This is a genomic window from Micromonospora sp. NPDC047707 (assembly GCF_040704235.1).
Taxonomy (GTDB): Bacteria; Actinomycetota; Actinomycetes; order Mycobacteriales; family Micromonosporaceae; genus Micromonospora.
Window position 1 is genome coordinate 177,209 of record NZ_JBEYSU010000006.1, and the last position, 17,669, is coordinate 194,877.

The 17,669-nt window shown below is 74.9% G+C and carries 22 protein-coding genes; 12 read left to right on the forward strand and 10 right to left on the reverse strand.

Annotation, left to right across the window (positions count from 1 at the left end; all coding sequences use genetic code 11):
* Positions 1-4: 4 nt before the first annotated feature.
* Positions 5-2,557, reverse strand: a complete 2,553-nt coding sequence (locus AB0873_RS09395; protein WP_366599146.1) for an ATP-dependent Clp protease ATP-binding subunit — start codon at positions 2,555-2,557, stop codon at positions 5-7.
* 128 nt (positions 2,558-2,685) lie between these two features.
* On the opposite strand from AB0873_RS09395, the gene AB0873_RS09400 reads away from it, so the two are divergent.
* The 5 genes from AB0873_RS09400 (at position 2,686) to AB0873_RS09420 (ending at position 7,933) form a co-directional block, all read left to right on the forward strand.
* Positions 2,686-3,090 carry a hypothetical protein gene (locus tag AB0873_RS09400; RefSeq protein ID WP_366599148.1) on the forward strand — a complete coding sequence of 135 codons (405 nt, stop codon included), beginning with the start codon at positions 2,686-2,688 and terminating at the stop codon, positions 3,088-3,090.
* A gap of 125 nt (positions 3,091-3,215) precedes the next feature.
* Entirely contained in the window at positions 3,216-3,476 is a 261-nt protein-coding gene (locus tag AB0873_RS09405) for a hypothetical protein (RefSeq protein ID WP_155332322.1), read from the forward strand.
* Positions 3,477-3,484: 8 nt separating this feature from the next.
* Positions 3,485-4,609, forward strand: a complete 1,125-nt coding sequence (locus AB0873_RS09410; protein WP_366599150.1) for a hypothetical protein — start codon at positions 3,485-3,487, stop codon at positions 4,607-4,609.
* Positions 4,602-7,277 (forward strand): FtsK/SpoIIIE domain-containing protein, encoded by a 2,676-nt coding sequence (locus AB0873_RS09415; RefSeq protein WP_366599152.1) that lies wholly within the window; start codon positions 4,602-4,604, stop codon positions 7,275-7,277. Before AB0873_RS09410 ends, AB0873_RS09415 begins: the two co-directional genes overlap by 8 nt.
* Positions 7,274-7,933, forward strand: coding sequence for a hypothetical protein (locus AB0873_RS09420; RefSeq protein ID WP_366599154.1), 660 nt, complete (start codon positions 7,274-7,276; stop codon positions 7,931-7,933). The genes AB0873_RS09415 and AB0873_RS09420 overlap by 4 nt, the downstream gene beginning before the upstream one ends.
* 15 nt (positions 7,934-7,948) lie before the next feature.
* Here AB0873_RS09420 and AB0873_RS09425 read toward each other — a convergent pair whose 3' ends face one another.
* Positions 7,949-9,232, reverse strand: a complete 1,284-nt coding sequence (locus AB0873_RS09425) for a cupin domain-containing protein (RefSeq protein ID WP_366599156.1) — start codon at positions 9,230-9,232, stop codon at positions 7,949-7,951.
* Between the two features lie 10 nt (positions 9,233-9,242).
* Positions 9,243-9,533, reverse strand: a complete 291-nt coding sequence (locus AB0873_RS09430) for a hypothetical protein (RefSeq protein WP_366599158.1) — start codon at positions 9,531-9,533, stop codon at positions 9,243-9,245.
* Between the two features lie 191 nt (positions 9,534-9,724).
* On the opposite strand from AB0873_RS09430, the gene AB0873_RS09435 reads away from it, so the two are divergent.
* Positions 9,725-10,501 (forward strand): PIG-L deacetylase family protein, encoded by a 777-nt coding sequence (locus AB0873_RS09435; RefSeq protein WP_366599160.1) that lies wholly within the window; start codon positions 9,725-9,727, stop codon positions 10,499-10,501.
* A 108-nt stretch (positions 10,502-10,609) separates the two neighbouring features.
* On the opposite strand, the gene AB0873_RS09440 is transcribed toward AB0873_RS09435, so the two are convergent.
* Positions 10,610-11,041: a DUF2267 domain-containing protein gene (locus AB0873_RS09440; RefSeq protein ID WP_155332329.1), complete on the reverse strand. Its 432-nt coding sequence runs from the start codon at positions 11,039-11,041 to the stop codon at positions 10,610-10,612.
* A 532-nt stretch (positions 11,042-11,573) separates the two neighbouring features.
* Between AB0873_RS09440 and AB0873_RS09445 the strand changes: the two genes are divergently transcribed.
* Genes AB0873_RS09445 through AB0873_RS09465 form a run of 5 tightly spaced genes read left to right on the forward strand, consistent with a single transcriptional unit; the run spans position 11,574 to position 13,681 of the window.
* Positions 11,574-12,128, forward strand: a complete 555-nt coding sequence (locus AB0873_RS09445; RefSeq protein WP_366599162.1) for a hypothetical protein — start codon at positions 11,574-11,576, stop codon at positions 12,126-12,128.
* Positions 12,125-12,358 (forward strand): hypothetical protein, encoded by a 234-nt coding sequence (locus AB0873_RS09450; RefSeq protein ID WP_366599164.1) that lies wholly within the window; start codon positions 12,125-12,127, stop codon positions 12,356-12,358. The genes AB0873_RS09445 and AB0873_RS09450 overlap by 4 nt, the downstream gene beginning before the upstream one ends.
* Complete coding sequence (locus AB0873_RS09455) at positions 12,355-12,741, forward strand: hypothetical protein (RefSeq protein ID WP_366599166.1); 387 nt, start codon at positions 12,355-12,357, stop codon at positions 12,739-12,741. Before AB0873_RS09450 ends, AB0873_RS09455 begins: the two co-directional genes overlap by 4 nt.
* Entirely contained in the window at positions 12,738-13,103 is a 366-nt protein-coding gene (locus tag AB0873_RS09460) for a helix-turn-helix domain-containing protein (protein ID WP_366599168.1), read from the forward strand. Before AB0873_RS09455 ends, AB0873_RS09460 begins: the two co-directional genes overlap by 4 nt.
* Positions 13,100-13,681, forward strand: a complete 582-nt coding sequence (locus AB0873_RS09465; RefSeq protein ID WP_366599170.1) for a DUF2637 domain-containing protein — start codon at positions 13,100-13,102, stop codon at positions 13,679-13,681. The genes AB0873_RS09460 and AB0873_RS09465 overlap by 4 nt, the downstream gene beginning before the upstream one ends.
* 199 nt (positions 13,682-13,880) lie before the next feature.
* Here the strand turns inward: AB0873_RS09465 and AB0873_RS09470 are convergent, their stop codons facing one another.
* The 5 genes from AB0873_RS09470 to AB0873_RS09490 all read right to left on the reverse strand — a co-directional run bounded on the left by AB0873_RS09470 (position 13,881) and on the right by AB0873_RS09490 (position 15,981).
* Positions 13,881-14,423, reverse strand: a complete 543-nt coding sequence (locus AB0873_RS09470) for a hypothetical protein (RefSeq protein ID WP_366599172.1) — start codon at positions 14,421-14,423, stop codon at positions 13,881-13,883.
* A 116-nt stretch (positions 14,424-14,539) separates the two neighbouring features.
* A complete protein-coding gene (locus AB0873_RS09475; RefSeq protein ID WP_366599174.1) occupies positions 14,540-15,160 on the reverse strand; it encodes a hypothetical protein in 621 nt (206 codons plus the stop codon).
* Between the two features lie 115 nt (positions 15,161-15,275).
* A complete protein-coding gene (locus AB0873_RS09480) occupies positions 15,276-15,476 on the reverse strand; it encodes a DUF397 domain-containing protein (protein ID WP_366599176.1) in 201 nt (66 codons plus the stop codon).
* A gap of 8 nt (positions 15,477-15,484) precedes the next feature.
* Positions 15,485-15,796 carry a hypothetical protein gene (locus AB0873_RS09485; RefSeq protein ID WP_366599178.1) on the reverse strand — a complete coding sequence of 104 codons (312 nt, stop codon included), beginning with the start codon at positions 15,794-15,796 and terminating at the stop codon, positions 15,485-15,487.
* Positions 15,793-15,981: a hypothetical protein gene (locus AB0873_RS09490; protein ID WP_366599180.1), complete on the reverse strand. Its 189-nt coding sequence runs from the start codon at positions 15,979-15,981 to the stop codon at positions 15,793-15,795. Before AB0873_RS09490 ends, AB0873_RS09485 begins: the two co-directional genes overlap by 4 nt.
* 143 nt (positions 15,982-16,124) lie before the next feature.
* Here AB0873_RS09490 and cutA point away from each other — a divergent pair, with 143 nt between their 5' ends.
* Positions 16,125-16,457 (forward strand): divalent-cation tolerance protein CutA, encoded by a 333-nt coding sequence (gene cutA, locus AB0873_RS09495; RefSeq protein ID WP_366599182.1) that lies wholly within the window; start codon positions 16,125-16,127, stop codon positions 16,455-16,457.
* Here cutA and AB0873_RS09500 read toward each other — a convergent pair.
* Positions 16,432-17,634 (reverse strand): helix-turn-helix transcriptional regulator, encoded by a 1,203-nt coding sequence (locus AB0873_RS09500; RefSeq protein ID WP_366599184.1) that lies wholly within the window; start codon positions 17,632-17,634, stop codon positions 16,432-16,434. The genes cutA and AB0873_RS09500 overlap by 26 nt on opposite strands.
* Positions 17,635-17,669 lie beyond the last annotated feature (35 nt).

Genomic DNA, 17,669 nt, shown 5'->3' on the forward strand with positions numbered 1-17,669 from the left:
CGGCTCATCGGGGATGCGTGGTCGTGGCGGCGGTGTAGCCGCGCTCGCCCTCGCGGACGTCGATGGTGAGTTGCCCGTCCCGGGCGTCCACGATGACCTTCTGGCCGGGCGACACCGACGACTCCAGCAGCATCCGGGAGAGCTGGTTGTCCACCTCCCGCTGGATGACCCGGCGCAGCGGCCGGGCGCCGAACTCCGGCTGGTAGCCGTGCTCGGCCAGCCAGTCGATGCCGGCGGTGGTGAACTCCACCTGGACGTCCTGCGCGTGCAGCCGACGGCGGGTCTCCTCCAGCAGCAGCCCGGTGATCTGGCGCAGCTGCTCGGCCTCCAGGCGGCGGAAGATGATGACCTCGTCGATGCGGTTGAGGAACTCCGGCCGGAAGTTCTCCTGGAGCCGGCGCATGAGCCGCTCCCGTAGCTCGTCGCTCTCCCCGCCGCCCTCCGCACCGGCGCCGAAGCCGACCGCCCGCTGGGTGCCGGTGATCAGCTCGGAACCGAGGTTGCTCGTCATGATGAGCACGGTGTTCTTGAAGTTCACCGTACGGCCCTGGCTGTCGGTGAGCCGCCCGTCGTCGAGCACCTGGAGCAGGATGTTGAACACGTCCTGGTGCGCCTTCTCGATCTCGTCGAGCAGCACCACCGCGTACGGGCGGCGGCGCACCGCCTCGGTGAGCTGGCCGGCCTCCTCGTACCCGACATAGCCGGGCGGGGCGCCGACGAGCCGGCTGACGGTGTGCCGCTCCTGGAACTCGCTCATGTCGACCCGGACCATCCGGTCGGCCTCGCCGAACAGCGCCTCGGCGAGCGCCCGCGCCAGTTCCGTCTTGCCGACGCCGGTCGGGCCGAGGAACAGGAAGCTGCCCATCGGCCGGTTCGGGTCGGCCAGGCCGGTACGCGAGCGGCGCACCGCCTCGGCGACGGCGGCGACCGCGTCGTCCTGGCCGACGACCTTCTCGTGCAGGTAGCCCTCCAGCCGCAGCAGCCGGTCCCGCTCCTCCTCGGTCAGCTGGCTGACCGGGATGCCGGTGGCGCGGGACACCACCTCGGCGATCTCCCGCGGCCCGACCTCCGGCACGTGGTTGGTGGTCCCCTCGTCGCCGCGGGCGCGGCGGATGTCCTGCTCCAGCTCGGCGATCCGGTCCCGCAGGGTGGACGCCTTCTCGTACTGCTCGTCGGCGACCGCCTGCTCCTTGTCCCGGCGTACCTCGTCGAGCTGCTGCTCCAGCTCGCGGACGTCGGAGGCGGGGGTCCGGGTGCGCAGGCGCACCCGCGCGCCGGCCTGGTCGATGAGGTCGATCGCCTTGTCCGGCAGGAAGCGGTCGGTGATGTACCGGTCGGAGAGCTCGGCGGCGGCGACGATGGCCTCGTCGGTGAAGCGGACCTGGTGGTGCGCCTCGTAGCGGTCCCGCAGGCCGCGCAGGATGGCGACGGTGTCCTCGACGCTCGGCTCGGGCACGAAGACCGGCTGGAAGCGGCGGGCCAGCGCGGCGTCCTTCTCGATGCTACGCCGGTACTCGTCCAGTGTGGTCGCGCCGATCACGCGCAGCTCGCCGCGGGCCAGCGCGGGCTTGAGCATGTTGGACGCGTCCATGCCGCCCTCGCTGCCGGCGCCGCCCGCGCCGACCAGGGTGTGGATCTCGTCGAGGAAGACGATCAGCTCCTCGCGGTGCGCGCGGATCTCGTCGATGACCTTCTTCAGCCGCTCCTCGAAGTCGCCCCGGTAGCGGGTGCCGGCGACCAGGCCGGCGAGGTCGAGCTGGATCACCCGCTTGCCGAGCAGCGTCTGCGGCACGTCGCCGTCGCAGATCCGCTCGGCGAGGCCCTCGACGATCGCGGTCTTGCCGACGCCGGCCTCGCCGATGAGCACCGGGTTGTTCTTGGTCCGGCGGGAGAGGATCTCCACCGCCTGCTCGATCTCGTCGGCCCGCCCGATCACCGGGTCGATCTGGTCGTTGCGGGCGAGGTCGGTGAGGTCCTGGCCGTACTGGTCGAGGGTGGGGGTGCCGCGGTCGGGCTTCGGGCCGGCCATCGGCCCCCGCTCGGCGTTGGCGGCCTGGAGGGACTCGGGCTGGATGCGGCCGGCGGCGAGCATCCGCCCGGCCGGCGACTCCGGGTTCAGCGGCAACGCCATGAGGATGTGCTCGGGGCCGATGTAGTTGGCGCCCATGGCGCGGGAGAGCTGGTGGGCGTCGAGCAGCGCCCGCTTGGCGGCGGGGGTGAGCGAGAGGTTCGGCGGCACCTCGCCGCGGGGCGCGCCGTCGCCGCGCCCGCCGAGGGCGTTGAGCAGGGTGTCCGGGTCGGCGCCGGCCCGCCGGACCAGGTCGCGCAGCGGCTCGCGTTGCAGGGCCGCCCAGAGCAGGTGGTCGGTGTCCAGGTCGTTGCTGTGCTTCTGGGCCGCCCGCCGGGCCGCGTCGGCGAGCATCTCCCGGGCGTCGGCGGTCATCAGCCGGGTGATGTCGACCCGGTGCGCGGGTCGGCGCCCACCCTCGCCCCGGCCGAAGTACCGGGCCAGGAACTCGTCCCACGGGTCGGAGCCGAAGTCGCCGGGTCCCATCATCTCTGTCCTCCGCTGCTCGGGCGCGGCACGGTCGCCAGGGGCTACCCGGCGGTCGCCGGGACAAACGCCGCCGGGTGCCACGCCGGGGGTGCGCGGGCCGCGCGCGCCGCGGGTGGCAGGCTGGCGGCATGGACGCGACACCGCTGCTGATCGTGGACGCCGCCAACGTGGTCGGGTCCCGACCGAACGGGTGGTGGCGGGACCGGGCCGGGGCGACCGCCCGGCTGCGCGACAGCCTCGTCCCGGTGGCCGCCTCCGGCGTCGCGCCGGAGCTTCCGCCGCCGGTGGAGGTGGTGCTGGTGGTGGAGGGGGCGGCCCGGAACGTGGCGCCGGTGCCGGGGGTGCGGGTGGTGGCCGCGGACCGCTCCGGCGACGATGCCGTGGTCGACCTGGTCGCGGCGGCCCCGCAGCGCCGCCGGGTGGTCGTCACGGCCGACCGTGAGCTGCGGGAACGCGTGCGGGAGCGGGGCGCCGAGGTGTACGGCCCGCGGTGGTTGACCGACCGCGACGCCCACCCCCGGGAGTCCCATTAATCGGACTCCCGGCGCTTCCGGGCGGCAACCGGTCAGTAGGGAAGGAACACTGACAGGGCGGATGTTCTCTCCCCGCGGCCGATAGGCTCTAATGGAGACCTCCCCCGCCCCCAGGAGGTTCCGCCGTGGCGAGCGTCGCCGAGCTCAAGGCAGCCATCGATGTCGCGCTCCAACAGATCGGCGACGGCCAGAGCGCCGTACAGGCGGCCGGTGAGCGGCTGGCCGAGGCGCAGCAGACCCTGGCCGGCGCGCTGGAGGGCAGCGGTCACGAGACGGTCGAGGCGGCGCAGGCCTCGCTGACGCAGGCCGGCCAGGAGTTGGAGGAGTGCCTCGCCGCGACGCTCGTCGCGGTCGAGCAGGCGCAGCTGTACGTCGCGACCCTCTGAGCGCCGCCGTGTCCATCGTCGAGGATCTCGGCGCCCAGGTGCGCGCCGCCGTCGATGACCTGCCGCTGGGCCAGCTCGCCCAGGCCCTCGAACGGTTCGGGCTGGCCGCCGAGCGGCTGCGCTGGGTCCGCCAGGAGTCGGCCGACCCGATGGGTGTGCCGGAGCTGTCCAGCGCGATCGAGCACGCCGAGACCGCCGGGTACGCGCTGCGCGTCGCCCAGGAGCAGTTGTCGGCGTACCTGGCGGCCATCGGGCTGGCCCCCGACGGCGCGCCCGCCCCACGGCCGGCGCCGGAGCAGCGGCGGCCGAGGCACGACGCGCCCGACGCGGCGCCGCCGGTGGCGGTCCCGCCCGAGCCGGCGGCCGACGCGCCCGCGCCCCGCTGGTGGGCGGCGCGGGTGGCGGAGCTGACCGGCGGTGGCACGGCGTCGGCGGACCGTCCGGACGGGACCGTCGCCGACCCGGGTGAGCTGCTGCGCCGCGTCGTCGGCGCGGTGCGCTCGGGCGACCGGGACCGGCTGCGGGCCGAGCTGGGCCGCGCGCACGCCGACGTGGGCCTCGGCGTCGCGGCGGTCGCGCCGCCGCTGCTGCGGGAGCTGGCCGGCGAGCTGCTCGGGCACCCGCCACGCGCGGAGGACCTGCCCCGGCTGCGACGCGAGCTGGACGGGCGGGTGCGTGACCTGCTGCCGGGGCTGCCGGCGCCGGTGCTCGACACCCTGCTGACCCGGGTCTGCCGGATGCCCCCGCCGCGCCGCGGCGACGGCGAGCGGCCGCACGCGGCCGACCCGGCGGTCACCGCCGGGGTGCTCGCCGGCGTCCTGCTCGACCGACTGGGCCGCGAGCTGCCGCCCACCGACGAGCGGGAGCGCCGGGCCGAGGACGCGCGGGCGCGGGACGTGGCGGACGACGACCGGCGGCGGACCGCGGCGGACCGCGACCGGGCCGCCGACGCCGAGTGGGAGCGCCGCGCCGGGGCGGCCCGGGAGCAGGCTGCCGCCGCCCGGGCCCGGGTCGCCGCCGCTCAGCAGCGGGCGGCCGACGTACGGCGGACCGCGCCACCGGCGGCCGGTCGTCCCGGCCCGGCGGGCACGCCCGCCTGGCGGACGCCGATCCGACGGGACGTCGATGGCTGACCGGCGGACGCAGCTCGCCGCCCGGGTCCGGCGCACGCTCGGCGAGGCCCTCGGCGCCACCCGCACCCGGGTCGCCGCGGCGCAGACGGAACTCGCCGCAGAGCGGGACCGGCTGGCCCGGGTCCGGCGGGCCGCGGCGGCCGTGCCGGAGCGGGTCGGCGCGGAGCGGGACCGCCGCCTCGCCGAGATCGACGGCCGGCACGCCGCCCGGATCGCCGAGCTGACCCGCCGGGCGGCCGAGGCGGCGGGGCGGGAGTCGCCCGGGGCCGCGTCCGCCGAGTGGGCGCGGTGGCGGCCGACCCCCGCCGGCCGGGCGGAGCCGCCGGGCGCGCTGCGCGTGGGGACGCTCGCCGTGCCCGGCGCGGACCCGGTGCCTGCGCTGGTGCCGCTGCTGGACGCGGGTCACGTCGAGCTGACCGGGGACGACCGGGCGGCGAGCGAGGCCGTGGTGTCGGCGCTGCTGCTGCGCGCGGTCGGCCGCGCCGAGCCGGGCGCGGTCCGGCTGACCGCGTACGACCCGGAACACCTGGGCGGCGGCCTGGCCGGCTTCGCCCCGCTCGGCACGGCGGGTCTGCTGACCTCCGTCGGCCCGGGCGGGCTGGGCCGGCTGCTCGACGACCTGGTGGAGCACATCCGCCGGATCAACTCCACGGTGCTCGCCGGTGAGTACGCCTCGCTGCGCGAGCTGGCCACCGCCACCGGACGCCGGCCGGAGCCGTGGCGGGTGGCGGTGCTGCTCGGCGGCGAGGAGCCGTCCCGGCACGAGCGCGGCCAGCTCGACCGGGTGGTCCGCACCGGCGCGGCGTGCGGCGTACACCTGGTGGTGCGTGGTCTGGCGCTGCCGCCGGACGGCACGGTGACCCGGATCCGCGTGGAGCCGGGCCGTGCCGACCTGGCGGCCGCCCCGCCGGTCGACCTCGACGCACCGCCCCCGGCGAGCCTGGTCACCGAGACCTGCCGCGAGGTGGCCGCCCGGGTCAACGCCGGTCCGGCGCCGACACCCTTCACCGATCTGCTCCCGCCGCCGGAGCGGATGTGGCGGGAGGACTCGGCGACCGGCCTGACCGCGCCGATCGGCGAGGGCCCGCACGGCCGGCCGGTGCTGCTGACCCTCGGCGACTACCCGCCGCACGCCCTGATCGGCGGCCCGTCCGGCACCGGCAAGACGAACCTGATCTTCGCCTGGATCGGCGCGCTCGCCGCCCGCTACTCCCCCGCCGAGCTGGAGTTCTATCTGCTGGACTTCAAGGAGGGGGTGTCCTTCGCCCGGTTCGCGCAGGGCCGGCGCGACCCGAGCTGGCTGCCGCACATGCGGCTGGTCGGCATCAACGTCAACACCGACCGGGAGTTCGGCCTCGCGTTGCTGCGCTTCCTCGCCGAGGAGCTGCGCCGCCGCGCCGACGCGGCGAAGAAGCACGAGGTCACCAAGCTGGCGGAGCTGCGCGCGGTCGACCCGACCGGGCACTGGCCGCGGATCGTCGCGGTGGTCGACGAGTTCCAGATGCTGCTGGCCGGCCGGGACGCGGTCGCCCGCGAGGCCGCCGACCTGCTGGAGGACCTGGCCCGGCGGGGCCGCTCCCAGGGCATCCACCTGGTGCTCGCCTCGCAGGACGTCCGTGGCATCGAGGCGCTGTGGGGGCGACCCGCCCTGGTCGCCCAGTTCACCCTGCGCATCGCCCTGCCGAAGGCGCTGCGGATCCTCGCCGAACGCAACGACGCGGCGCAGTCGCTGCCCCGCCACCACGCCGTCGTCAACGCCGAGTCGGGCCTGGTCGAGGGGAACGAGGTCGCCCGTATCCCGTCGGCGAGCGACTGGGAGACCTGGAGCGAGCTGCAGCACCGGCTGTGGCGGATGCGCCCGCCGGACGCCGCGCCGGCGCGGCTGTTCGACGGCGACGCGATCCCCCGGCTGGCCGACGCGCCGGACTTCCGGGCGCTGTCCGCCCCGGAGACGGGCACGCTGCGGGCGCCGGTGGCACTGCTCGGCGAGATCATCGACGTGCAGGCCCGTTCGGCGGCGCTGCGACTGCCCCGCGCGCCCGGCCGTAACCTGGCCGTGCTCGGCACCCGGGTCGACGAGGCGTGCGCGGTGCTGGACGCCGCTGCGCGGTCCCTCGCCCGCCAGCACCGCCCCGGGTCCGCGCGGTTCTCCATCGCCTGCCTGGACCCGGACGCCGACCCCGCCGCCCGGGCCCTCTACGAGGACCTGGCCGACGACGCCGCCTGGTACGACGAGGAGAGCGTGACCGAGCTGATGGCCGAGACCGCCGCCGGGCTGGGCCCCGCGGGCGCCGCCGGGACCCCGCACTACCTGCTGCTGTACGCGGTGGACGCCGCGGCCGGCGCGCTCGCCACCCGGGTCGGCGGGCGGACGGGGTTGGAGCAGCTGCGCCGGATCCTGCACGACGGGCCGGAACGGCGTACCCACGTGCTGGCCTGGTGGCGGGGCGTGGCGCGGATGCGCGCCGACCTCGGCGGGCCGGCCGCGCGCACCGACCAGATCGGGGCGTGGGTGGCGCTGGACGCCCACGGCGGGGAGCTGGGCTCGTCGCTGTACCCGGGCACCGGCGGGCCGGACTGGTATCCCCGCCCGTGGCGGGGCCTCTTCTTCGACCGTGCGGTGCACCGCACCGGTCAGACCATCATCCCGTACGGGCCGGAGCGGTGAACGAACCGGTGACGAGCGAGTCGTACACGGCGCAGGTCCGGCGGCTCGCCGAGCTGATCGAGCGCGTGTCGGCGCAGCGCGCGGAGGCGCACACCTGGTACGACCAGCAGTGCGCCGCCGCGCGACGGGCGGTGGCCGACGCCGGGGACCAGGTGCACCGCGCCGAACGGCAGCTCGCGGCGGCCCGCGAGCTGCAGGAGCGGGTCGACGCCGAGGCCACGGTGCTGTGGCAGGAGCTGCGCGGCCGGATCGGGGCGCGCCGGGTGGGCGGGCCGCCGGGCCCGGTGGCGGGTGCCACCGGGGACCCGGTGCCGATGCTGGCCGCGGTGCGGGACCTGCTGGCCCGTACCGGGCAACCCGGCGAGCTGCCGGGCTCGGTGAACCCGCTGCTGGCGCTCTGCGGGGTGGTGGGCGCGCTGGTCGCGTACGCCCTGGGGACCGCGGCGCGGGCGGCGGGCGACCGGTACGGCGGTGACCTCGCGGTCGGGCTGCCGGTGCTTGCGCTGGTGGTGACGCTGCTCGGGCCGCTGGCCGGCCTGGTGCCGGCGAAGGTGCTCGCCGACCGCCGCCACGCGGTCCTCGGCCCCCGACCGGCGGCGGTGGTCGTCGTCGCCGGCCTGGTGACGACGGTCCTGCTGCTGGCCCTGACCCCGTGACGCGGGTCCCGGCGTCTAGGCCGGAACGGCGACCGCCTCGCGGAGGAGCCGGCGGACGAGGGTGACCCGGTCGGCGTCGTCGTCCAGCCCGGGCAGGTCACCGACGCGGGTGACCTCGCCGGCGAGCAGCGCCCGAAGGGCCGGTTCGCAGGTGCCGGGGAGGGTGATCGTGCGGTCGAACACCCGCAGCGCCACCTTCTCCCCCACCGGGTTGAGCTGCCAGCGCAGGCCGGGACGCGGGGTGACGCGGCTGTCCGGGCCCAGCGCGTCGAGCGCGGCGGCCTGGGCGAGGGGCCGGATCGGGGCCGGTCGGGCGGCCGGCCAGGCCCGCTGCCGCAGCCGGCCGGCCACCGCCGCCGGGTCGGCCCGCAGCAGCCAGTCCCGCAGCGCCTCCACGGTCTCGGTCAGCTCCGGTTCGATCGCGTCCGGATCGGACACGTCGACACCGAACGGGAGGGTGGCCCGCAGTCGCTGGTCCTCGGCGGCGAGGGCGAGCAGTTCCTCGACGAGCGCGTACCGGGTCAGCGCCCGGACGCCGACGGTCAGGTGCAGCGAGCTGGACTCCTGCGCCTGCGCGCTGTGCAGCCAGCCGCGCGGCAGGTAGAGGGCGTCGCCGGGGGCGAGCACCACGTCGAGCGCGGGTGGGCCGTCCGCGGTGGCGGAGACCTCGTCGGCGCGGCCGCCCCACGGCTGCTTCTCCAGCGGGTCGGGCAGCACCGGCGGGTGGATCCGCCAGTGCTTGCGTCCGTCGACCTGGAGCACGAAGACGTCGTGGGTGTCGTAGTGGGTGGCGAAGCCCTGGCTGCCGGGTGGGGTCAGGTAGGCGTTGACCTGCAACGGCTGCCCCACGGCGAGACCGAGGTCGCGGGCGAAGTCGATCACGGCGGGCCAGGTGCGGTGCAGGCCCTGGAGCACCAGGGTGGCACCGCCGGCGTACAGGTCGAGGATCTTCTCGTCGAGGACCTGGTCGCCGATCTCGGCGCCCGCGCCGCCGCCGCCGGTGTAGCGCGCCGCCGCCACGAGCGCGCCGTCCTTGGCGACCCGCAGGAACGGGGTACGCAGACCGCGCCGGCTGAGCAGTTCGTCGGCGTCGGCGGGGCTGAGCAGGTCGGTGAAGCCGTGCGGACTGGGCAGTTCGTCGGCGCGGGACAGCAGCGGGGTGCGTCCCCAGTGGGCGGCGGCGAACTTCGCCGGCTCGACCGAGACGCAGCGGGCCAGGGCCTGGGTCGACCCAGGCCCTACGGCGGTGGACGGAACCGCCGGGCGGCCGAGGCCGCCCGGCGGGTCGAGGTGCGTCATGACGTGCCGCTCAGGAGGCGCTGCCGTCGGCGCCGCCGTCCTGGTGGCCCGGGGTCGCGCCACCGTCGGCCGGCCCCTCGGCGCCGCCGTCGGCGCCACCGTCCTGCTGGCCCGGGGTCGCGCCACCGTCGGCCGGCCCCTCGGCGCCCTGGTCCGCGCCCTCGTCGGCGCCCCGCTCGACACCCCGGTCGGCGGCCCCGTCGGCGCCACCGTCCTGGTGGCCCGGGGTGGCGCCGCCGTCGGCGGGACCCTCGAGGCCGCCACCGCCGGTGGTCGTCATGTCGTCGTCGTTGAGTGCCATGGGTGCTCCCTCGGATGTGCCGCCCCGCCGTGCGCCGGGGTCCGTCGTGCAGCGGGTGGTACCCCACGCCCGATCTTCTCTAACCACACGGTAGACGTCCGGAGTGTCCGGCACGCGCGGTTCGCACCCCGGACCGGTATCCGGTCGGCCCCGCCCGTCGTGGGCAGTGGGCGGGCGGCGACGGTGACAGGATGGTGCGGACCGAGGAGGTGCCGATGACCGACCCGACCGACGTCCCGGCGCTGGAGCCGCTCGACGAGCAGTGGCAGCGGGCGCTGGCGATCGTCGCCCACCCCGACGACCTGGAGTTCGGCGCCGCGTCCGCCGTCGCCCGCTGGACCGGTCAGGGCAAGCAGATCGCGTACTGCCTGGTGACCAGTGGCGAGGCCGGCATCGACGGGATGCCGCCGGAGCGCGCCCGGGCGGTCCGGGAGGCCGAGCAGCGGGAGTCCGCCGCCCTGGTCGGGGTCGACACGGTCGAGTTCCTCGGCCTGCCCGACGGCATCCTGGAGTACGGGGTGCCGCTGCGCCGGGAACTGGCCGGCGTGATCCGGCGGCACCGCCCGGAGATCGTGCTCACCACGAACTTCCGGGACACCTGGGACGGCGGGTACGCGCTGAACCAGGCCGACCACATCGCGACCGGCCGCGCGGTGCTCGACGCCGTGCGGGACGCCGGCAACCGGTGGGTCTTCCCGGAGCAACTGGTCGACGGGGTGCAGCCGTGGAACGGCGTGCGGCAGGTGTGGGCGGCGGCGTCGCCCCTCGCCGCACACGGGGTGGACGTCACCGACACCTTCGACAAGGGCGTCGCGTCGCTGCGCGCGCACCACGTGTACCTGACCGGGCTGGGCGACGGCAGCTTCGACGCCGAGGAGTTCCTGGAGGGCCTGAACCGCCCGGTGGGCACCCGCCTCGGCGTCCGCTACGGCGCCGCCTTCGAGGTGTTCCGCTTCGACCTCTGGTAGGGGCGGCATGATCCTGGTCGGCACCTCCGGCCGGCGGTACCGCGACTCGCGGGGCCGGACGCGAACGGCCCGCCCCACGGTGCGGGGCGAGCCGTCGGGGTGCGACGGTCAGGGCATCATCCGGGCCAGGTCCTTCGGCATGTTGTCCTTCACGTCGTCCCACTGCCCCGGGCTCGTCACGTGCTGGCGCAGGGAGTTCAGCACCACCTGGACGAGGTGCTCCGCGCTGCCCTCCATGTCGTACGTGAACTGTTTCCGGAACTCGAGGAGGAAGTCGTCGCGGTTCAGCTTGACCGGCACGTCCATCGGCTTCCAGCCGTCGAAGTAGATCCCGCGGAGCACCAACGGCAACTGCGCCGCGAACTCCACACTCTCCTGCACCGGCAGCCGGTCGCGCAGCAGGTGCAGCGTTGTACGCAGTGCGCAGTAGGACTGGTTGCGTTGCTCCTTCGGCCAGCCGTACTCCTTCTCGATGCCCTTGAGGATCAGGTTCGTCTTCTCCGTCGAAGCGTCGATCGCGGACTGCAGCTGCTCAGCCATCTCTCCACCCCCGTACGTCGGTCTCCCACCGTCCGTCATCGTCCCGCCGCGGCGGCCCCGCCGGACCGCGCCACTGCCGGACCGGGCTGGCCCGGCCGGCCCGCGGCCGCCGGCTGTCACCGGTCGCACCGACGACGTGCAGGACGCCCCCATGTCGCCGGTCCGCCACCACCCGAGTGGTCATGACGCCACCTCCGTGTCGGATCCGCGGTCGCCGGACCGACGACCACGAGGCACCCACCATGCTTCCGCCACGCGGGGTGAGGCCGGCTCACCCGGTCAGGATGATCCGGCGTCGAGCAGCCGGGCGAGGGTGGCGGCGTTGGTCTGCGCGTAGTCCCGGTAGCAGTTGTCTGTGAAGCGGTTAGCGGCATGCTTACCAGCGAAAGGGGAGATCAAACAGCAGCGGCATCCGCATGTTTATCGGGACACGCCCAACCGGACATCACAGTCCGTAGTCCCAGATAAGTCGCCCCCGGAACGGTGATTACAGCACCGCCCGGGGACTTGATCGCCTGAGTGGAGGCGACCCATGGTCACCGTACCGTTCCCCCTGCCCACCTGCGAACGTCCGGCCGGCGTCCGCGTCGAGGTGTACTCGCCGGCCGTCGACGGCAGTGACGGCGGCTCGCTCGACGCCGCCGCGTACGTCTGCACCGACCACGCCACCGACACCCTCGCCGCGCTCCGGGCCGCTGGCTTCAACGCCTACCCGGTGCCCCTCGCCCCCGACGTCGAGCGGCAGTGCGGGCACGTCCACCTCTTCCCTACCGGCAACCTCGCCGGCGACGACCAGCACCCGCGCTGGTGTGACCGTCACGGCTGCGAGCGGCGCGGCGAGCACAGCTCCCACCGGGTCGAGATCGACACGAACCGGCCGGAGGCGACGATCGTCGACGTCGCGCTGGTCCAGGCCCTCGACGACGGTGCCCTGCCGCAGGTGCGGATCACGAGCGTCAGCGACGCCGGCGCGGCCGAGCCGGTGGCGGTGCGGATGCTGCTGTCGGTGTCGCAGGGGTTCGTGCTGTCGAACCGGATGCGGCTGATCACCGAGAGCGTGCGTCGCCGGAACGGGGGCCGGTGGTGAGCCGGCAGACGGCCGCCGACCGGCGACACGAGCGGCGGTTGCGTGTGGCCACGCTCCGCAGCGCCGTCGACAAGATGGCCATGCGGTTGGCGGAGTCGGAGCACAGCGCCGGGCTGAGGGCCGGCTTCGGCGAGCACGAGAAGTCCAACCGGCATTGGCGGGCGGCGCGGCGGCGCAGCAGCGCCTTGCGGCGTCTGCTGGACGCCTTCGAGGCGGAGGTGGCCCGGTGAGCCGCAGGGAGCGGTGGTGGCGGCCTCAGCCGGCCGTACGGCGGCCGGGCCAGCGGTCCCGCACCGCGGGCCGCCGGCATGTCGACCGGGCCACCGACGACGCGTTCGACATCGGCTACCAGGCCGGCCAGGCCGACGCCCAGCAGGCGAGCGAGAACCGCGACCGGCAGTTGCGGCGGATCATCGACGCGATCCTGGCGTCTGAGCAGGGCGACCCGGGGCCGCTGGCCGAGCTGAGCCGTGAAGCCGGCCGCGAGGACTTGGCCGACGGTCTGCTCGAGGTCGCGGACGCGGCCGGCGTGACGCCGCTCGCCGACGTCGACGGCGGGCAGCTCGTCGACCAGGTGGAGCGGTGGCTGCGCGGACGGGATGGTGATGCGTGAGCGTCCGCGTCATGACGTGGGTGTGGGATCACTCGCCGGTCGGCGGCACCGAGCGGCTGGTGCTGCTCGCGATCGCTGACTGCGCGGCCGACGACGGCGCCAATGCGTGGCCGTCGCTGGGCACCCTCGCGCGCAAGGCCCGGCTCGACGAGCGGACCGTGCGCCGGATCATCCGCCGGCTGGAGGTGGGCGGTCACCTGCTCGTCGAGGTGGCCGCCGGCACGCCTACGGCGCCCGCCGCCGCAGCGGCGGCCGGTGCGGCGCTGCCGGTGCGGGATGGGCAGTGCGCACGGCATCGCGGCCAGCGGGCGGGCCGGTGCGGGCCGTGCCGGTCCGAGGAGTTGGCGGGAGGGACGCCGTGATCGTCACCCGGGCCGCGCGGGTCGCCTCGGCGGCGGTCGTTGCCGGGGTGGCCGCGATCGCGTCCTACAGCCACATGCGGGACCTGGCCGCCGAGCACGGACAGGGCCCGTTGCTGGCGAACCTGCTGCCGGTGTCCGTCGACGGGATGCTGATCGTCGCGAGCGCGGTCACCGCCGACGACCGGGCGGCCGACCGCCGGCCGCGGCTGTCCGCCCGGGTGTCGTTCGTAGTCGGGGTGGTGGCGTCGATCGTGGCGAACGTGCTCGCCGCTCCGCCGGATCCGGTGGCGCGGGTGATCTCGGCGTGGCCGGCGCTGGCGCTGCTGCTGGTGGTGGAGATGCTGTCCGGCGGTGGCCGGCACGCCGAGGTCGGCCAGGCGGACGTCGGGGCGGACAGCCCGGACGGTGGGGCGGTCAAAACCCCTCCGGCCAGCGGTCCTGGACGTCCGTCGGCGGCTGGTCGGGTGCTCGCCGCCCGGCAGGCTGCTCCGGCGGCCAGCGTGGCTGAGGTGGCGCGGCAGGCAGGGGTGTCCGCCCGGACAGCGCGGCGGCATCTCAACGAGGCGGCGGGCGGCTGAAACCCGCCGCCGGGCGGCGGATTACGCACCTGCGTCTGCCGAATCCGTGAGCCGCTCACGGATTCGGCAGACGCTTGCAGAATTCGGCACCTGGGTGCCGAATCGCGCAGACTTTCTGCGCGATCAGGGGGGTCCGTCGGCGCGCTAGCCCCGCCGACGGGCCCCCCGTTCACGTTGACCGCCGAACGTGCCGCGCAGGTCATCCGCAGGTGGCGGCCTTCCATGCGTTGTACGACTGGACGACCTTGGTGACAGCGTCCGCCGTCTTGGACGCCTGCTCGGCGCTGACGCCGTCTCCGATCACCACCTGGACGTTCACCAGCGACAGCTCGTAGTTGTACTGGGCGATCGCCGTCGCCAGTTCCTTCGACGGCTGGTCGGTGTAGCCGCTCACCGCGTCCAGATAGGTCTTGCCGTCGTCCATCGCCATCTTCGCGTCCAGCTCGTTGAAGTCGGCGAACTCGGCGGCGGTGGTCGCGAGGCTCGGGCCCTCCCACGCGTTGTGGGCGCGGTCGATGTTGGTGCACTCCACCTCGATGGCGGCGGGCCGGCCGGTCGTGGCGGCCGCGGTGGGGCTGGTGGCCGATGCCGTGGCGGTTTGCTCGGTGCCGGAGGTGCCTCGCCCGAGCAGGTACGCCGCGGCGGCGATGATGAGGACGGCGACCGCCGCGCCGGCGGCGATCAGCAGGCGACGGTTCCGGGACGGGGCCGGTGTCGGGGTGGCGGTGGCGGGTTCGGTCATGGCGGGCACCGTACTCCCCGCCGTCGATGCGTCGCGGACCGTTGCGGGCCACGGCGCGCGTTCCCGTCCGTTCGGTGGCCCCGGTTCTGTCTGATCTGCCAACCGCCCGGTGGCGGTCAGCGTCGCGGCCCGGCCCTACCGTCCTGCGTCCCGGGGCCGGGCAGCTCGTGAAGGTAGCCGTGCCGGTCGCGTAGCCAGTACCGTCCGCCCGCGTCACGGAACTCCAGGCTGACGTCCAAGTCGTTCTGCACCTCGCTGTCGGTCAGGTCCTCTGGCGCCTCATCACCGATGCGTACGAACAGCTCGCCTCGATGCGGCGGCACGACCTTGATCACGTCGCCCGTCCAGGAGCCGCCGGGGGTGACGTTTTCCACGGCGGGCCGATGGAAGACGACCCGCACGTCGTAGATCGGCGAGTAGGAGGCGTTGGCGATCCATCCGCCCCAGACGTAGATGGGCCAGGGGCCGACGTCGCGCATGGGCGTGTCGCTTCGCCCGTACCAGACGGACACCAGCGCCGCCTGACTGCGCCGCTCGTCAGCAGCACGTTCGCGGCGGTCCAGCTCGGCCCGGGCGTCGCGCCCGGACTCGACCTTGTAGACGCGGTAACCGACGACCGCCGCCGCCAGCGCGAGGATCACGGTGGCGACGTTCGCGAAGGCGGACAGCCATGTGGCGACATCGCCGAGCTGCCACGGCCACGTCGCCAGGTACGCCAGCATGGTGGGAGGTAGCACGGCATCAGGTTAGGTGTCGGCGGTCACCTGGGCGGCCAGCGCCGAACGTCGGCGCGCCCGGCCACAACTACGGAAGCGGCCGACCCCTCGCCCGGGGCCGGCCGCTTCACCATGCTCAGAACGTCTGGCCAGCGCGAACCGAACCGACGAACGCCGACCACTCGTCGGCGTCGACGGTGATCTGCTCCGCGGGCCGCTGCGAGCTGCGCAGGACCCGGCCGCCGTCGGCGGTGATGGCGACCTCCAGGCAGTTCGGGCCGCTGTTGTCGCAACGGTTCGGGCGGACGAACTTCAGCTTCTCCACGGTGCTCTCCATGATGGTGTTCAGCCGGCCGCCCGGGTGGCGACCGGACGTGCGGTGCGGGCCCACACGACGAACCGGCCGTACAGCTCCCACGCCGGGAACAGCCGCAGCTCGTCGAGGGCCTGGGCGTAGAGGGCGCCCATGTACACGGTGAGGCCAGCCCGGTCCGGGCCGTACGCCTCGGTCAGCCGGACTTTCGCCGGGGCGCACGGCCACGCCTGTCCGCAGCCCATGCAGTCCCAGCCGGGCCGGGACGGCTGGTGAGCGTCGCCGTCGATGCGCTCGTCGAGCACCGCGGCGGCGCGGGCGGCGCGGGCCGGTCGGGCGGTCACGAGGTCCGCCTCGGGTACCGGTACTCGGCGGTGTTCCGGCGGGCCTGCTCCAGCAGCCGCCGCCGGGCGGCAGCGTGCTCGCGTTCCTGGATCCGCTGCCCCGTCCCCGGTTTCACGGCCCGGCCCGGCGCGGCAGGTGGCCAGTCGAGGATCGTCCGGCACAGCCGGAGGATGGTGCTCGCCATCGGGTCGCCCTCCCCGAGATCCACCGAGCCGGCATGGGCGCCGGCCCCGTCCACCCCAGCTTTCGGCGACCACTGATCAGGGTCTAGACACCCGTCGTCCGCGACGTGTCCGCCTCTGTCCGCGGACAGCAGGCGCCGCTAGGGTGTGGCGGGTGAGCGACTACGTGCAGGTGTCGACGGCCGTGCAGTCCCGCGACGACGCGATGAAGCTGGCCCGCGCCGGCGTGGCCGGCAGGCTCGCCGCCAGCGCCCAGGTCGTCGGACCCGTTGGCAGCGTGTTCTGGCACCGTGGTGAACTCGGCGAAGGCGAAGAGTGGCAGGTCATCTTCTACACGACCGCCGAGTTGTACGACGCGATCGAATCCTGGCTGGGTGAAGATCACCCGTGGGACAACCCGCAGGTCACCGCCGTGCCGATCCTGCGCGGATCCCCCGGCTACCTGTCGTGGATCACTCGGACAGTCGCCGACGTGTGACCGCCTCACCAACAAGGGCCCGCAACTCGGCGACGCACACCATCTGCCGGTGCGGCTCCATCCGCGTAAGCAGCGCGTCGACGCGTTGCCCCGGGCGGACCGACCCGACGCCACCGGCCAAGCGGACGGCCGCCGCCGCCGTGGCGCACGACTGCTCGACTTCGTTCGCGTCCAGGTAGGCGTCCGCCAGCCACGACAGGTACAGGGCCTTGTCCCGGGCGTGCGTGTCGTCGAACCCAGCCAGTGCCGCCTCCAGGACCGGGATCGCCCGCACCGGCCGGCGCAGCACCGTCCAGCACCGGCCAGTCATGATCTCGCCCTCGGTCCGGTCCACCCAGTACACCCAGTCAGGTTCGGGCCGGTCGTCATGCTCCGCGAGGCAGGTGGTGCCAGCGCCCAGGTGCCGGTCGGCGGCCGACGCGTCGCCGGCGACCGCGTACGCCCACGCGGCGCGCAGGTGCAGCAACGCCCGCACTCCCGGTGTCACAGACGTGCCGGCGGCGTCGCAGGAGGCTGCGGCGGTGGCCGTGGCCAGCTGGCCGAGGGCCAGCTGCTGGTAGGCCAGGAACGCCAACCCGTTGCCCGTCAGCGCCTGGTCGTCGCAGTCGCCGGCGGCGGCGAGGCTGACCCGGTACAGACGCTCGGCCTCGCCGTGGTTCCCGGCGTCGAACGCCGCCCAACCCGCCAACTGTGCCTGCTCGGCGAGCACCGCCAGCAGATGCCGGCCGGTCGCCTCGGTGTAGGAGCCGTCCTGGACGAGGCGGGTCGTGGACTCCACCTCAGCGGCGTACGTGCGGTGGGTGTCGGCGCCGCCGAGGTAGTTGTCGAGGCGGCGCAGCCGGGCGGTGCGCTCGGCCAGCCGGCCCGGTGTGGCCGCGCCGACGTGCCGGCCGTGAGCGAGCAGGGTGTGCGGGAGCGCGGCGGCCAGGCCGGCGGCGGCGACGAAGTCACGGCGCGGGATCGTAGGGCGCAGCGCGGCCAGGGCGACGAGCTCCCCGCCGGCGTTGAGGGCGTCGTCGACGCGCTGCGCGGCCTGCGTGGTCGGTGGCTTGATCCCGTTCTCCAGCTCGTGCAGGTACGTCTTGCCGTGAAAGGTCAGCTTCGCCAGGTCGCGCAGGGAAAGGCCTCGATCACGGCGTAGCTGTCTCATGCGCTGCGGGAAGGAAGGTTCCGTCATGACCGCTCCCCAGGTAGAGGCTGGGTGGCGGACGC